The organism is Indiicoccus explosivorum (assembly GCF_002167005.1).
Taxonomy (GTDB): domain Bacteria; phylum Bacillota; class Bacilli; order Bacillales_A; family Planococcaceae; genus Indiicoccus; species Indiicoccus explosivorum.
Genome location: NZ_NHTN01000049.1, coordinates 1 through 14,987 on the forward strand (window position 1 = coordinate 1; position 14,987 = coordinate 14,987).

The window sequence follows — 14,987 nt, forward strand, 5'->3', positions numbered from 1 at the left end:
TTTCGAGAATAAATGAAGTGGTTTCGAGAATAAAAAGCACATTTTCGAGAATAAACGAGGGGGGTTCGAGAATAAACCCGGCAGCGCAGCTTCCCGCCACGGTTCACAACCGCCATGCATCTTCGCTATAATAAAAGAAACGGAAGGGGCGGGCAGATGAAACAGATTCTATTCTTCATATTCCCGGTCATCTGCATCGTGCTGGTGTTTCTGCTGTACAATGAGCAGCTCGGTTCGATCCCCCTCCTGCTGCTGTCGATTTATTTATTCGCCGTGGGCATCCGGATGGGGCTTCGGGCGAAAAGGAAATCCCGGTAGCCGGCAGGGCGCGGTTTAGATATAATGAATAAGTTAATGCGACGAGAAGGGAAGTGCATGTATTGAATATACAGGAACTGTCACAGGAAGAACTTCAGGAAGAATCACTGATCGACCTCGCGTTCGCCGTGCTCGAAGAACGGCGCGAGACGATGACATACCAGGAACTCGTCGATGAACTGACGAAACTCCTCGGCGTGCCGAAAGACGAAATGACGCAGCGCTTCGTCCAGTTCTATACGGACCTGAACGTGGACGGCCGTTTTCTGATCCTCGGCGAAAACCGCTGGGGCCTCCGCGAATGGTATCCGGTGGAGCAGATCGAGGAAGAGTCGGCGCCGACTGTCAAAGCCCGCAAGAAAAAATCGAAGAAAAAAGCGGTCGAAGAAGAAGAGGATGAAACGGAAGACCTCGACGACGAAGACCTCGATGAATTCGACGAATTCGATGAGGACGATGATGAGGACGAAGAGGACGACGATTCGGCGGATGACTCGGATGACTCGGATGACGAGGACGACCTGCCGGATGACGGAGTCGAAACGCTCGATTTCGATGACGACGACGATGATGACGTGGATGAGATCGGCGACGGACTGGTCGTCGAAGACGAGGACGAAGACAGCGATTCCTCCGACGAAGAGTCGGACAGCGAAGACGGTCTGAAGTGACGACGGCGATTTACCTTGACTTCCGCTCCTTCAGCGGATAAGATTTTATTGGGCTCCCTAAAAAGGGAGAAATGACCGAACAAGCGATGCGCTCCCCCTGCAGAGGCAGGTGGAGCGCTTTTATTTTTTGATTTCAGAGGAGGAAAAAAGCGTGACTAAGTACATTTTCGTGACAGGCGGGGTCGTATCATCACTCGGAAAAGGGATCACCGCCGCATCGCTCGGCAGACTGCTGAAAAACCGGGGACTGAACGTGACCATCCAGAAATTCGATCCGTATATCAACGTTGACCCGGGGACGATGAGCCCGTACCAGCACGGGGAAGTGTTTGTGACGGGGGACGGCGCGGAGACCGATCTCGATCTCGGCCATTACGAGCGGTTCATCGACATCAACCTCAATAAATATTCGAACGTGACGACCGGGAAAGTCTATTCCACTGTCATCAAAAAGGAACGGCGGGGGGACTACCTCGGCGGGACGGTGCAGGTCATCCCGCATATCACGAACGAAATCAAGGACCGGCTTGTCCGGGCCGGTAAAGAATCGCACGCCGATGTCGTCATCACGGAAATCGGGGGGACCGTCGGCGATATCGAATCACTGCCGTTCCTCGAAGCGATCCGCCAGATGCGCCACGATTTCGGCCGCGAAGATGTCATGTATATCCATTGTACGCTTATTCCGATCATCCGCGCCGCCGGTGAAATGAAGACGAAGCCGACCCAGCACAGCGTAAAGGAACTGCGGTCGCTCGGAATCCAGCCGAACATCATCGTGGTCCGGACAGAACAGCCGGTTCCGCAGGAAATGAAAGACAAAATCGCTTTGTTCTGTGACATCCGTCCGAACGAAGTGATCGAAGCGCGCGACGCGGAAACGCTGTACGAAATCCCGCTTCACCTCCAAGCCCAGAAGATGGACGACATCGTGCTCGATTACCTCGGCATCGATGCGCCGGAAGCGGACATGGACGAATGGAAAGAATTGATCCACCGGGTGCAGAACTTGAAGAAAACCGTCAAGATCGGGCTCGTCGGCAAGTATGTCGAGCTGCAGGACGCCTACATTTCCGTCGTCGAGTCATTGAAGCATGCCGGTTATGCCTTCGACTCGGACATCGAAGTGAAGTGGATCAACGCGGAACAGATTTCAGAAGCGAATGCCGCGGAACTGCTGGACGGCTGTTCAGGAGTGCTCGTCCCCGGCGGATTCGGCGATCGGGGCGTGGAAGGGAAAATCGCCGCGATCCGCTATGCGCGTGAAAACAAGGTTCCGTTTTTCGGCATTTGCCTCGGCATGCAGCTGGCGTCGGTGGAATTCGCAAGGAGCATCATGAAGCTCGATGCCGCCCATTCGGCGGAACTGGCAGCCGAAACGGCATATCCGGTCATCGACTTGCTGCCGGAACAGAAGGATATCGAAGACCTCGGCGGCACGCTCCGGCTCGGCCTGTACCCGGCGAAGCTCCAGCAGGATTCGAAGGCGTTCGAAGCGTACGGCGAGGAGCTTGTCTACGAGCGCCATCGTCACCGCTATGAGTTCAATAATGAATTCCGCGAGCAGTTCGAAGCGGCCGGCTTCATCTTTTCCGGCACAAGCCCGGACGGCAGACTGGTCGAAATCATCGAACTGCCGGATCATCCGTGGTTCGTCGCATGCCAGTTCCACCCTGAATTCGTCTCGCGCCCGACGCGCCCGCAGCCGCTGTTCCGCGAATTCATCCGTGCTTCGCTGGAGCATACAGGAGAATAAGGAAAATCCATGCCCTTTCCGCGGACTGACTGCCGAGCCTCCGCACCCGCTGACGCGGGTTTGCGGGGTCTCGGACAGCCAGTTTTTCCGCAGGAAAGGTAGACCGAACCCTGTGAGGGCTGCCTTTGTGACGAAGCAGCGAAGCGATGCAGGAGCACACGGTTTTTGGCATGGTTTTTTTCCTTTTCATTGCAGAACAGCAGTAGATTAAAGATTAAGGGGGAAGCAGAACTTGCAGGACTCCTGCGGGATAAGCAGACGAAGCAAGACTCTGGAGACCGCTGGCGGTCGAAGCGGCTCGCGGACCGCCCTGGCAGCTGCCAGCGCGACGTCCTGTCGCGTCAGCTGCATGACCCACTTCCTGTGTGCCCGAAAGCGTCCGCCGGAAGCGAATTCTTCAATTATAAATTTTTTGAAAGTCAAAAGGCTCCCGCTGCAAGCTGTGCGGGAGCCTTGATTTCTAGTCAGCCAGCATTTCATCAAACACCAGTTTGACGGCATGGTAGACGAAAAGGGCAGCGAGTCCGTGGGGGACGACAGTCCGCCCGCCGGAGTCATCCGGAAGCAGCCCCTTGTCGATGCCAAGCGACAGGAATGCGTCGGCGTCTGTATTGTCATACGTCTCGGCGCTCAAATAAGCGAACGGGATGAACTGGTCCGTAAGCGCCGCCGCCAGTTCCGCCCCTTCGTCCTTACGGGCCAGGATCCAGATGCGATCTGCGCTTGTCAGTTCGGTCCCGGGCTGCCAGCGCTTGGCGGAACGAAGCGGTTCAGGGCCGTGGAAGGCGGCCGCCGACACCGCTTCCATTTCGCCGAAAGCGGCAAGATAGACCGTCCCTTCGCCGATGGCGGCCTGCGCCATGACCCGGGCGGTATCTTCGATGGCCGCTTCATGCTTCCCGATCCGCTGCAGCAGACCGGTCAGCTGGGTTGTCAGCATTTTCATTTCCTTCACCTCACTGAAAAAGTATACCAGATAAGCAGAAGCGGATGAAAACAGGTACAATGAGAGAAAAAGGGGGTGCAGGCAGTGAAAACCATTTTGATTGTGGACGATCAGCCAGGCATCCGGCTTCTTCTCGAGGAAGTGTTCAGGAAAGAAGGCTATCACACCGTTCTTGCATCCAATGGGATCGAAGCGCTGCGGCAGGCGGATGAAACCGCGCCGGATGCCGTGCTGCTCGATATGAAGATTCCCGGCATGAACGGCATTGAGATCCTCAAACGGCTGAAGTCGCAGAAACCGGAACTGCCGATCATGATGATGACGGCTTACGGGGAATTGGACTTGATCGAGGAGTCCGTCTCACTCGGTGCGGTTCGTTATTTCACCAAGCCGTTCGATATATTCGAAGTCCGCGATGAAGTGAACCGGGTGCTGGAGAATTGATGCTCCAGCCTATTGGTCAATGCCAGAGGTTTTTGGTATGATAGGGAAGGAATTGTTATACAGTGAATCTAGGAGGACAACATATGCCATTGGTTTCAATGAAAGAAATGATGATAAAAGGGAAGCAGGAAGGCTACGCCATCGGGCAGTTCAACCTGAACAATCTTGAATTCACCCAGGCGATCCTGCAGGCCGCCCAGGAGGAAGGGTCACCGGTCATCTGCGGTGTTTCTGAAGGTGCCGCCCGGTACATGGGCGGATTCTATACGGTCGTCCAGATGGTGAAAGGGCTGATCGAAGATTTCGGCATCACCGTACCGGTCGCCATCCATCTCGATCACGGCTCGAGCTTCGAGAAGTGCAAAGAAGCGATCGATGCGGGCTTTACATCCGTCATGATCGATGCTTCCCATCATCCTTTCGAAGAGAACGTGGAAATCACGAAGAAAGTCGTCGAATACGCCCACGCGCGCGGCGTCTCCGTTGAAGCCGAGCTGGGTGTCGTCGGCGGCCAGGAAGACGATGTCATCGCGGACGGCGTCATTTACGCGGATCCGGAAGAGTGCCGGCAGCTCGTCGGGCAGACCGGCATCGACTGCCTCGCGCCGGCGCTCGGTTCCGTCCACGGACCGTACAAAGGGGAACCGAACCTCGGATTCGAGGAAATGGAGATCATCTCAAAACAGTCCGATGTTCCGCTCGTGCTGCATGGCGGCACCGGTATTCCGCTGAAAGACGTCCAGCGGGCGATTTCACTCGGCACAGCGAAGATCAACGTCAACACGGAAAGCCAGATCGCCGCTTCCAAGGCGATCCGCGATGTGCTGAACAATGATCAGGACGTGTACGATCCGCGCAAATATCTCGGACCGGCACGCGAAGCGATCAAAAACACCGTCAAGGGTAAAATGCGCGACTTCGGCAGTTCACAAAAGGCATAATAGGATAATCATAACGGAATAAGAGAGAAGGTCCGAATGGCATCTTCTCTCTTTTCCGGTATTCAGGAGGAATGTTCAGGATGAAATTTTTTATTGACACAGCAAACTTCGATGAAATCAAAGAAGCGCACTCGTGGGGAATCCTTTCCGGCGTGACCACGAATCCGTCCCTTGTGGCGAAGGAGAAGAATGTTTCATTCCATGACCGGCTGAAGGAAATCGCGGATTTGGTGGACGGTCCGATCAGCGGTGAAGTCATCTCGCTCGACGCGGAAGGCATGCTGAAGGAAGGCCGGGAACTGGCGGCGATCGCACCGAACATCACGGTCAAGCTGCCGATGACGCCGGAGGGGCTGAAAGCCTGTAAAGTGCTCACCGATGAAGGAATCAAGACGAACGTGACGCTCATCTTCTCGGCGAACCAGGCGCTTCTTGCAGCGCGGGCCGGCGCGTCGTTCGTGTCGCCGTTCCTCGGCAGACTCGATGATATCGGCCACAACGGCATGGACCTCATCGCGCAGATTGCGGAGATCTTCTCGCTCCACGGCATTGATTCGGAAATCATCGCAGCGTCGATCCGCCACCCGCAGCACGTGACGGAAGCTGCACTGAACGGCGCACACATCGGCACCATGCCGATCAAAGTCATGCAGCAGATGTTCAAGCACCCGCTGACCGATAAAGGAATCGACGCATTCCTGGCGGATTGGGAAAAACGGAAGACAGAGTAAGGGGAATCGGTATGGACGTATACAAAATCAGGGGCGGGAAACGCCTGTCAGGCACCATTAAAGTGAATGGAGCGAAAAACAGTGCGGTGGCACTCATTCCCGCTTCCATTTTGGCGAATTCACCTGTTCAAATCGACGGTCTGCCGGAAATCTCGGATGTCTGGACGCTGAAAAGCATCCTTGAAGAGATCGGCGGCAGCGTGTCATTCGAAAACGGCACGATGGAAATCAACACGGACGAAATGACGGATATGCCGCTCCCGAACGGCAATGTCAAAAAACTGCGGGCTTCCTACTATATGATGGGCGCAATGCTCGGCCGCTTCAAACATGCGGTGATCGGCATGCCGGGCGGCTGCTTCCTCGGCCCGCGTCCGATCGATCAGCATATCAAAGGCTTTGAAGCGCTCGGCGCCACCGTGACGAACGAACACGGCGCGATTTATCTCCGGGCGGAGGAACTGCACGGCGCGAAGATTTACTTGGATGTGGCGAGTGTCGGCGCGACCATCAACATCATGCTGGCGGCCGTGCTGGCAAAAGGCCAGACCATCATTGAAAACGCGGCGAAAGAGCCGGAAATCATCGATGTGGCGACGCTCCTGACTAATATGGGCGCAAAAATCAAAGGGGTCGGCACGAGCGTGATCCGCATCGACGGCGTTGAAGAACTGCACGGCACGCGCCATTCCATCATCCCGGACCGCATCGAAGCCGGAACGTTCATGATCATGGCGGCGGCGGCCGGAGACGGCATCCGGATCGACAACGTCATCCCGTTCCACCTTGAAGCGCTTATAGCGAAGCTCCGTGAAATGGGCGTGGAAATCGAAGAAGGCGAAGAATCCATCTTCATCCCGAAGGCGGGGCCGCTAAAAGCGGTGGACATCAAGACACTCGTCTACCCGGGGCTGGCGACGGATCTCCAGCAGCCGTTTTCTGTGCTCATGACGCAGGCGGAAGGGGCGTCGATCGTGACGGACACGATCTATTCCGCCCGCTTCAAGCATATCGATGAACTCCGCCGCATGAATGCGGAAGGCCGCGTCGAAGGGTCCATGGCCGTCATCTTCGGTCCGACGCCGCTGAGCGCGGCGGTTGTCAAGGCGAGCGACCTCCGGGCCGGCGCCGCCCTCGTGATCGCCGGCCTGCTGGCGGAAGGCGAGACGGAAGTCCGGGATATCCACCACGTGGAGCGGGGATACGCCGATCTGATTAGCCGCCTCAGCGCGCTCGGAGCGGACATCCGCAAGGAAACCGTGACACCCGTGTCCGGTTCGAATCCGGAGTCGCGCGGCTGAAAGTTCCGCTCTGTCCCGGAATGGAATATGCTACAATAAAAACGATAGCATTGACGGGGAGGCTGGAAAATGGAACGAAGTTTATCGATGGAACTGGTCCGTGTAACGGAAGCGGCAGCCATCGCTTCTGCGCGATGGATGGGCCGCGGGCTCAAGAACGAAGCGGATGACGCGGCGACAAGCGCGATGCGTACAGTTTTCGATACGATTCCGATGCAGGGAGTCGTCGTGATCGGTGAAGGGGAGATGGACGAAGCCCCGATGCTGTATATCGGTGAGGAACTCGGAACGGGACACGGCCCGGAAGTGGACGTGGCAGTCGACCCGCTCGAAGGGACGAACATCGTGGCTTCAGGCGGCTGGAACGCATTGGCGGTGCTGGCGATTGCGGACCGCGGGAACTTGCTGAACGCGCCTGACATGTACATGGACAAAATCGCGGTCGGGCCGGAAGCGGTCGGGAAAATCGATATCAACGCGCCGATCATCGACAACCTCCGGGCAGTGGCCAAAGCGAAGAACAAAGACATCGAGGACGTCGTGGCGACCGTGCTGAACAGACCGCGCCATGAGCACATCATCGAACAGATCCGGGATGCCGGCGCACGGATCAAACTGATCAGCGACGGCGATGTCGCGGGCGCGATCAACACCGCTTTCCCGCAGACAGGTGTGGACATCCTGTTCGGCTCCGGCGGTGCACCGGAAGGCGTCATCGCGGCTGTCGGGCTGAAATGCCTCGGCGGCGAACTGCAGGGGCGGCTGCTTCCGCAGAGTGAAGAGGAAGCGGAGCGCTGCAGGAAGATGGGCCTCGACGTGGACCGGGTCCTCATGATGGACGACCTCGTCAAAGGCGACGATGCCATTTTCGCTGCAACCGGCGTCACGGAAGGGGAACTGCTCCGCGGTGTGCGGGTCTCCGGCACGTCGAGCATGACCCACTCGCTCGTCATGCGGGCGAAATCCGGCACTGTCCGTTTTGTCGAAGGACAGCACAGCCTCAAGAAAAAACCGAATCTTGTCATGAATGACTGAACAGAAACCCTTACTGCCCGGCGGCCAGCCGGGCTCCTTCTATTCATTCTTTTCAAACCACCCACACATGCATTCCATCCAACATCCCAAAAATCCGATAAGCGTGGTGTACAATAAATGACGACAATAACCATCTCCTCTCTGGAGAATATGACACTTAAAGAGCTGTATTCACTGGCGAAAGAGTACAAGCTGACGAACTACAGCAAACTGACCAAGAAAGAACTGATCTTCGCCATCCTGAAGACGCGGGCGGAACAGGAAGGGTTCTTTTTCATGGAAGGCGTCCTGGAAATCATCCAATCGGAAGGGTTTGGGTTCCTCCGGCCGATCAATTACTCCCCGAGTTCACAGGACATCTATATCTCCGCTTCACAAATCCGCCGGTTCGACCTCCGGAACGGCGATAAAGTCTCCGGCAAAGTGCGCCCGCCGAAGGAAAACGAGCGCTACTTCGGCCTCCTTCAAGTGGAAGCGGTCAACGGCGAAGACCCGGAAGTGGCAAAGGAACGCGTCCATTTCCCGGGCCTGACACCGCTTTATCCGGACCGCCAGATCCAGCTCGAAACAACAGCGGGCCAGCTGTCAAGCCGCATCATCGACCTCGTGGCCCCGGTCGGCTTCGGCCAGCGCGGACTCCTCGTCGCGCCGCCGAAAGCGGGCAAGACGATGCTGCTGAAAGAAATCGCCAATTCCATCACCACGAACCACCCGGAAGCGGAACTCATCGTGCTGCTCATCGACGAGCGCCCGGAAGAAGTGACGGATATCGAACGGTCCGTGGATGCGGACGTCGTGTCGTCGACATTCGATGAAGTACCGGACAATCATGTGAAAGTGGCGGAACTCGTCCTGGAGCGGGCGATGCGCCTCGTCGAACATAAGCGGGATGTCATCATCCTCATGGATTCGATCACCCGGCTCGCCCGTGCATATAACCTGGTCATCCCGCCGAGCGGGCGGACGCTGTCTGGCGGTATCGACCCGGCGGCGTTCCACCGGCCGAAACGCTTCTTCGGGGCGGCCCGCAACATCGAAGAGGGCGGCAGCCTGACAATCCTGGCCACCGCACTCATCGACACGGGATCGCGGATGGACGAAGTCATCTACGAAGAATTCAAAGGGACGGGCAACATGGAGCTCCACTTGGACCGCAGCATGGCGGAACGCCGCATTTTCCCGGCGCTCGACGTCCGCCGCTCCGGCACCCGCAAAGAAGAGCTGCTGCTTGATCCCGACCAGCTCGAAAAACTTTGGCTCATCCGCAAGACGTTCTCCGATACGCCTGATTTCGGCGAACGCTTCCTGCGCAAACTGCGCCAGACCAAATCGAACGAAGAATTCTTCGACCAGCTCACCGGCGAAATCAAAGCGCACCGGAGCAGCAAAGGACTGCTGTAGAATTGCAGCCTTTGATCTTCTGTTATTAGGAAGAAATCGCTCCAGGCGGACGCTTTCTGCCCCACAGGAAGTGGGACATGCAGCTGGCGCGACAGGACGTCGCGCCAGCTGCCAGGGCGGTCCGGAAATCTCGCCGTCAAAAACCGGTGCTCCTGCGCCGCTACGCGTGCTCATCGCAAATGAACGGGTCAGAGAATCTTCCCCGTTCATTCGCCGCCTGCCGCTCATTCTTCCTTATTTCAGATAAAAGGCTTGTCCATATGGCAAGCCTGACAGCTGCTTTGCTTGTATCGCCCGGTAGACATTACATATAACATGTCTGCTGCTGAATACACGTCTTGGCATTGTGATGAAAGTGAGCGGCGTGATACAGGAATCCATGAATCTTGCGAGGCGAAAATTGTGAGACGTTTGGAGGCCATCCGGCTGCGGAGACGTGCCCATGCGACTCCTGCGGAAAAACGGACGGAACAAGACCCCGCACGCAGACAGCGGAGGCGGAGGAGGCTTGTCCGTTCGTCCGCGGAAAGCGCATGGGTTTTTCGGTCCGCAGCCGCTTTGTCACCGGCAAGCGAGCGGTTTTTGCCGAAGGCAAGAGTAATTTAAAGATTCTCTGTATGTAACTTCGGCCGCTTGAAAAACATGAGCAAACATGTTGCATGCGGCGCCGGGCCTTGTTATACTGTTCTTTGTAAGTCAAAGGAACCCGTGCATATACGGCCTGAAGAGCCGTGTAAGGCAAAGGTCATCAACCGTAAAACTCTGTTCCGGATGGATCAGGGCAGGAGGAGATTTTAACTATGAAAGCAGCAATTCACCCAGATTACAAAGCAGCGTCAGTCACATGCTCTTGCGGCAACTCGTTCGAAACAGGTTCCGTTAAAGAGGACATCCGTGTAGAGGTTTGCAACGAATGCCACCCATTCTACACAGGTCGTCAGAAATTCGCAGCAGCGGATGGCCGTGTGGACCGCTTCAACAAAAAATACGGTATCAAATCAGACAATCAGTAATTTGAGACCACGGATACCCGGCATGCAGCCCGCTGCGCGCCGGGTATTTTCATGTCTGCGCCGCGAACGGGATTTCTGTCTGTTTCTGAAAAAAGTGCGGAAATCGGTCCCGTTTTTCGGTATGATAAGAGGTAGACCGAATGGCGAAGGGAGCAGACGAAAGAATGTACGTAATGAAACAGTCGGGCTGGGTGGAGCTGATCTGCGGGAGCATGTTTTCCGGAAATCGGAGGAACTGATCCGCCGGATCCGCCGGGCACAATTCGCAAAGCAGAAAATCGCGGTCTTCAAGCCGAAGATCGACGATCGGTACAGCGAAGAGGCGGTTGTCTCACATAACGGCTCGACGGTGATTGCGCATCCGATCAGCCATTCTGACGAGATCCAGTCCTTTATTTCAGATGAGTTCGATGTGATTGCCATAGATGAAGCACAATTTTTTGATGAGAAAATCACCGATGCCGTCCAGCAGCTCGCGGATCACGGATTCCGGGTGATCGTGGCGGGGCTCGACCAGGATTTCCGGGGAGAGCCGTTCGGGCCGATGCCGCGGCTGCTGTCGGTTGCCGAGCAGGTGACGAAGCTGCAGGCGGTCTGCACCGTCTGCGGATCACCGGCGAGCCGGACGCAGCGGCTGATCGACGGCCGGCCGGCGGGCGCGGACGATCCGATCATTTTGGTCGGTGCATCGGAAGCCTATGAACCGCGCTGCCGCCATCACCATGAAGTGCCGGCGGGCGTGACGGTGACGGAATCCTGAAACGAGGTGGAATGACGGAATGAGCGGAATTTTTGACCGGCTCCAGACGCTGGAAGACCGGTACGACCGGCTGAATGAGCTGCTGAGCGATCCGGATGTCGTCAGCGATACAGCAAAGCTCCGGGAATATTCGAAAGAACAGTCGGACTTGCAGGAAACGGTGGACGTCTACCGGGAGTACCGGGACGTATCCGGTCAGCTGACGGATGCGAAGACCATGCTGGATGACCGGCTCGATGCGGACATGCGGGAAATGGTGAAAGAAGAAGTGACGGAACTCGAAGAGCGCAAGGAAGCGCTGGAAGAGCGGCTGCACGTTCTTTTATTGCCGAAAGACCCGAACGACGACAAGAACGTCATTATGGAAGTGCGCGGGGCGGCCGGCGGGGATGAAGCGGCGCTGTTCGCCGGGGACTTGTACCGGATGTACAGCCGCTATGCGGAATCGAAAGGCTGGAAGGTCCAGGTCATGGACGCTTCGCCGACGGGACTCGGCGGCTTTAAGGAAATCGTGTTCATGATCAGCGGAAACGGCGCGTATTCGCGGCTGAAGTATGAAAACGGCGCACACCGTGTGCAGCGGGTTCCGGAAACGGAATCCGGCGGCCGGATCCACACGTCGACGGCGACGGTCGCGTGTCTGGCGGAAGCGGAAGAAGTGGAAGTCGACATCCAGGAAAAAGACATCCGCGTCGACACGTATGCATCAAGCGGCGCGGGCGGCCAGTCGGTCAACACGACGATGTCGGCCGTGCGGCTCACCCATGTGCCGACGGGGATCGTCGTCACGTGCCAGGACGAAAAATCACAGATTAAGAACAAAGAATCCGCGATGAAAGTGTTGCGCGCGCGGGTGTATGACAAATTCCAGCAGGAAGCGCAGGCGGAATATGACGCGGTCCGGAAATCGGCTGTCGGGAGCGGCGACCGGTCGGAGCGCATCCGCACGTACAACTTCCCGCAGAACCGGGTGACGGACCATCGGATCGGCCTGACGATCCAGAAGCTCGATCAGATTTTGACGGGCAAAATGGACGAAATCGTCGATGCGCTGATCGTGGAAGAACAATCGGCGAAGATGGAGTCGCTCAATGAGCAGCAGGCATAATAGCATCATCGGGGCCCTGAATTGGGCTTCTTCTTATTTAAAAGAGCACGGCCGGGAAGAGATGGCGGCGCCGCTGCTTCTGCAGCATGTGCTCAGGACGGATCGGACCGGACTCTTGGCGTCTCTCCGGGAGGAAATCGGGCCGGACGACGGCGAAACGTTCCGGCAGCTCGTCCGGCGGCATGCGGCGGGCGTGCCCGTCCAGCACCTGACCGGCACGGAAATGTTCTACGGCCGGGAGTTCGCGGTAGGGCCGGATGTGCTGATCCCGCGTCCGGAAACGGAAGAACTGATCGAAGAAATACTTCGCCGCATCCCGGAAATTTTCGGTGACCGGCCGCTCGCGGTGGCGGATATCGGCACGGGCAGCGGCATCATCGGCATTACGATGAAGTGCGAACTGCCGGAAGCGGACGTGACGGCGACCGACATTTCGGAAGCGGCGCTGGCTGCGGCGGAACGCAATGCCGACCGCCTCGGCGCAGCGATCGATTTCCGCAGGGGGCACCTGACAGAACCGCTCGAAGGCCGGAAATGGGATGTCATTTTGTCCAATCCGCCGTACATCGGCCGGGAGGAAGCCCCGTCGCTGCCGGATACCGTGCGGGACCACGAGCCCCATGAAGCGCTGTTCGCCGATGGCGGCGGACTCGCCCTTTATGAGGAGCTCGCCTCCGCGCTCCCGGTTTTATTGAATAAACCCGGAATGGCCGGTGTGGAAATCGGATACCTCCAGGGCGGAGCGGTCAGCGGCTATTTCAAAGCGGCGCTGCCGGAAGCTGAAGTCTATGTGAAACAGGATATCAATGGCAAAGACCGGATGGTGTTCTGCATCGTCCGGTGAATCAGCCAGTGAGGGGGAACAGGCATGAAAACCAGAATCGTGGAAGTGGGGAAGGACACGGGCAACCCGGAACATTACCGGGAAGCGGCGGAAATCCTGCAAAGCGGCGGGACGGTCGCGTTTCCGACTGAAACCGTATACGGCTTGGGCGCGGATGCGACGGATCCGGAAGCGGTCGAGGCGATTTACGCGGCCAAAGGGCGTCCGGCCGACAATCCCCTGATCGTCCATGTGGACTCGAAGGAAATGGCGCTCCGTTATGCGAAGGATGTCCCGGCCGATGCCATCCGCTGCATGGATGCATTCTGGCCAGGCCCGCTGACGCTCGTGCTGCAGGCGAAAGAAGGGGCATTCCCGGAAAACGTCACTGCGGGGCTGCCGACAGTCGGCCTGCGGATGCCGGATCATCCCATCGCCCGGAATCTCCTGAAGCAGACCGGCCGGCCTATTGCGGCGCCGAGCGCCAATCTGAGCGGCAAACCGAGCCCGACGGCAGCCGGCCATGTGCTGCATGACCTGGACGGTAAAATCCCGCTCATCCTGGACGGCGGTCCGTCCATCCTTGGACTGGAATCGACCGTCCTCGACATGACCGCCGTACCGCCGGTCATTCTCCGCCCGGGCAGCACCACTGCTGAAATGTTGGAGGAAGTGATCGGCAAAGTGCGCGTCTCCGGCGAAGGCAAGCGGAACGTTCCGCGGTCGCCCGGCGTGAAGTACACCCACTATGCGCCCGATGCGCCCGTGTACCTGATCGAAGATAAGAGCAAGCTGGTCAGCCTGGCGATCGATCACTTGCACACTAAAGGAAAGAAAGTGGCGGTCCTGAGCGAGACGCCGCCCGAGGCAGCGGATTATTCTTTCCCGCTCAGTCCCGATATGCTCTACACGAGCCTGCGGATGTGTGATGAAACCGATACGGACCTGATTCTGGTCGCGATCACCGAAGCCCACGCCAAGGACGCGGCGCTCATGAACCGGCTCGAAAAAGCGGCCGATCACAAATGGTTCAGTTAAAGGGAGGAGAGGGAAAGATGAACATTTTCTTTGTCTGCACCGGAAACACATGCAGAAGCCCGATGGCCGAAGCAATCATGAAAGCCAAGGAGATGGAAGGCGTCGATGTGCGCTCCGCCGGCCTGTTCGCCGGCGGCGGCCCGATCTCTGCCCACGCCCGCACCGTACTGACGGAAGAAGGGATCGATAGCGATCACCGTTCGCGCTCCGTAAGCAGTGAAGACATTGAATGGGCGACCGTCGTCCTGACCATGACAAAAACGCACAAAGAATCGCTGATCCGAAGCTACCCGGGAGCCGGCCATAAAATTTACACACTGAAGGAATACGTGAGCGGTTCACCGGAAGACGTCTCTGACCCGTACGGCGGCCCGGAATCCGAGTATCGCACCACTTTCCGGGAACTCCAGAAATTACTCGGGGAACTGGAAAGGAAAATACGTCAGGAACAGTGAAAACCACGCAGGCCGGAGCCCGGCCTGCGTGGTTTTTTTGAGTGCGGTGGCGAGAGCGGGATAAGCGGCGGCGAGCCCGAGATAAGGGGTGGCAAGACCGGGATAAGGGGTGGCGAGACCGAGATAAGGGGCGTCGAGACCGAGATAAGGGGCGTCGAGACCGAGATAAACGCCGCCAAGCCCGAGATAAGCCCTTTCAGGACCGAGATAAGGAGTGTCGAGACCGAGATAAGGGGTGGCAAGACC

General features: G+C 57.4%; 16 protein-coding genes and 1 pseudogene. 15 read left to right on the top strand and 2 right to left on the bottom strand.

The window, feature by feature from the left end; genetic code table 11:
- Window positions 1-156 precede the first annotated feature (156 nt).
- The 3 genes from CCE92_RS16065 to pyrG all read left to right on the top strand — a co-directional run bounded on the left by CCE92_RS16065 (window position 157) and on the right by pyrG (window position 2,745).
- Entirely contained in the window at window positions 157-318 is a 162-nt protein-coding gene (locus CCE92_RS16065; protein WP_164474952.1) for a hypothetical protein, read from the top strand.
- A 62-nt stretch (window positions 319-380) separates the two neighbouring features.
- A complete protein-coding gene (gene rpoE, locus CCE92_RS12755; RefSeq protein ID WP_088008470.1) occupies window positions 381-989 on the top strand; it encodes a DNA-directed RNA polymerase subunit delta in 609 nt (202 codons plus the stop codon).
- A 151-nt stretch (window positions 990-1,140) separates the two neighbouring features.
- Window positions 1,141-2,745 (top strand): CTP synthase, encoded by a 1,605-nt coding sequence (gene pyrG / locus CCE92_RS12760; protein ID WP_088008471.1) that lies wholly within the window; start codon window positions 1,141-1,143, stop codon window positions 2,743-2,745.
- A 460-nt stretch (window positions 2,746-3,205) separates the two neighbouring features.
- Here the strand turns inward: pyrG and CCE92_RS12765 are convergent, their stop codons facing one another.
- A complete protein-coding gene (locus CCE92_RS12765; RefSeq protein ID WP_088008473.1) occupies window positions 3,206-3,691 on the bottom strand; it encodes a DUF2529 family protein in 486 nt (161 codons plus the stop codon).
- Between the two features lie 84 nt (window positions 3,692-3,775).
- On the opposite strand from CCE92_RS12765, the gene CCE92_RS12770 reads away from it, so the two are divergent.
- From CCE92_RS12770 to CCE92_RS12825, 12 genes and pseudogenes are all read left to right on the top strand, one after another.
- Complete coding sequence (locus CCE92_RS12770; RefSeq protein WP_088008475.1) at window positions 3,776-4,135, top strand: response regulator; 360 nt, start codon at window positions 3,776-3,778, stop codon at window positions 4,133-4,135.
- Between the two features lie 83 nt (window positions 4,136-4,218).
- Window positions 4,219-5,076, top strand: a complete 858-nt coding sequence (locus CCE92_RS12775) for a class II fructose-bisphosphate aldolase (protein WP_088008476.1) — start codon at window positions 4,219-4,221, stop codon at window positions 5,074-5,076.
- Between the two features lie 80 nt (window positions 5,077-5,156).
- Window positions 5,157-5,807, top strand: a complete 651-nt coding sequence (fsa, locus tag CCE92_RS12780) for a fructose-6-phosphate aldolase (RefSeq protein WP_088008478.1) — start codon at window positions 5,157-5,159, stop codon at window positions 5,805-5,807.
- Window positions 5,808-5,818: 11 nt separating this feature from the next.
- Window positions 5,819-7,108, top strand: a complete 1,290-nt coding sequence (gene murA / locus CCE92_RS12785; protein ID WP_088008480.1) for a UDP-N-acetylglucosamine 1-carboxyvinyltransferase — start codon at window positions 5,819-5,821, stop codon at window positions 7,106-7,108.
- Window positions 7,109-7,177: 69 nt separating this feature from the next.
- A complete protein-coding gene (glpX, locus tag CCE92_RS12790) occupies window positions 7,178-8,143 on the top strand; it encodes a class II fructose-bisphosphatase (RefSeq protein WP_088008482.1) in 966 nt (321 codons plus the stop codon).
- A gap of 117 nt (window positions 8,144-8,260) precedes the next feature.
- Window positions 8,261-9,544 (top strand): transcription termination factor Rho, encoded by a 1,284-nt coding sequence (rho, locus tag CCE92_RS12795; RefSeq protein WP_088008484.1) that lies wholly within the window; start codon window positions 8,261-8,263, stop codon window positions 9,542-9,544.
- Window positions 9,545-10,344: 800 nt separating this feature from the next.
- Window positions 10,345-10,557 carry a 50S ribosomal protein L31 gene (gene rpmE, locus CCE92_RS12800; protein ID WP_088008485.1) on the top strand — a complete coding sequence of 71 codons (213 nt, stop codon included), beginning with the start codon at window positions 10,345-10,347 and terminating at the stop codon, window positions 10,555-10,557.
- A 164-nt stretch (window positions 10,558-10,721) separates the two neighbouring features.
- Window positions 10,722-11,317, top strand: a pseudogene (locus CCE92_RS12805) (thymidine kinase).
- Between the two features lie 28 nt (window positions 11,318-11,345).
- Window positions 11,346-12,425, top strand: coding sequence for a peptide chain release factor 1 (gene prfA, locus CCE92_RS12810; protein WP_088008493.1), 1,080 nt, complete (start codon window positions 11,346-11,348; stop codon window positions 12,423-12,425).
- The gene (prmC, locus tag CCE92_RS12815) at window positions 12,409-13,269 is read left to right on the top strand and encodes a peptide chain release factor N(5)-glutamine methyltransferase (RefSeq protein ID WP_088008487.1); all 861 of its coding nucleotides are present in this window, start codon (window positions 12,409-12,411) and stop codon (window positions 13,267-13,269) included. Before prfA ends, prmC begins: the two co-directional genes overlap by 17 nt.
- A 24-nt stretch (window positions 13,270-13,293) precedes the next feature.
- A complete protein-coding gene (locus tag CCE92_RS12820) occupies window positions 13,294-14,286 on the top strand; it encodes an L-threonylcarbamoyladenylate synthase (RefSeq protein WP_088008489.1) in 993 nt (330 codons plus the stop codon).
- A gap of 17 nt (window positions 14,287-14,303) precedes the next feature.
- Window positions 14,304-14,741 (top strand): low molecular weight protein arginine phosphatase, encoded by a 438-nt coding sequence (locus CCE92_RS12825; RefSeq protein ID WP_088008491.1) that lies wholly within the window; start codon window positions 14,304-14,306, stop codon window positions 14,739-14,741.
- Here CCE92_RS12825 and CCE92_RS15980 read toward each other — a convergent pair.
- On the bottom strand, window positions 14,700-14,987 hold a 288-nt coding region (locus CCE92_RS15980), incomplete at its 5' end, for a hypothetical protein (RefSeq protein ID WP_162287874.1). The two genes, CCE92_RS12825 and CCE92_RS15980, sit on opposite strands and share 42 nt — an antisense overlap.

Bases quoted from the DNA above. Each gene is read 5' to 3' on its own strand.
- rpmE (WP_088008485.1), top strand. From the start codon at position 10,345: ATGAAAGCAGCAATTCACCCAGATTACAAAGCAGCGTCAGTCACATGC.
- rho (WP_088008484.1), top strand. From the start codon at position 8,261: ATGACGACAATAACCATCTCCTCTCTGGAGAATATGACACTTAAAGAG.
- CCE92_RS12765 (WP_088008473.1), bottom strand. From the start codon at position 3,691: ATGAAAATGCTGACAACCCAGCTGACCGGTCTGCTGCAGCGGATCGGG.
- CCE92_RS12775 (WP_088008476.1), top strand. From the start codon at position 4,219: ATGCCATTGGTTTCAATGAAAGAAATGATGATAAAAGGGAAGCAGGAA.
- CCE92_RS16065 (WP_164474952.1), top strand. From the start codon at position 157: ATGAAACAGATTCTATTCTTCATATTCCCGGTCATCTGCATCGTGCTG.
- prmC (WP_088008487.1), top strand. From the start codon at position 12,409: ATGAGCAGCAGGCATAATAGCATCATCGGGGCCCTGAATTGGGCTTCT.
- CCE92_RS12825 (WP_088008491.1), top strand. From the start codon at position 14,304: ATGAACATTTTCTTTGTCTGCACCGGAAACACATGCAGAAGCCCGATG.
- fsa (WP_088008478.1), top strand. From the start codon at position 5,157: ATGAAATTTTTTATTGACACAGCAAACTTCGATGAAATCAAAGAAGCG.
- murA (WP_088008480.1), top strand. From the start codon at position 5,819: ATGGACGTATACAAAATCAGGGGCGGGAAACGCCTGTCAGGCACCATT.
- glpX (WP_088008482.1), top strand. From the start codon at position 7,178: ATGGAACGAAGTTTATCGATGGAACTGGTCCGTGTAACGGAAGCGGCA.
- CCE92_RS12820 (WP_088008489.1), top strand. From the start codon at position 13,294: ATGAAAACCAGAATCGTGGAAGTGGGGAAGGACACGGGCAACCCGGAA.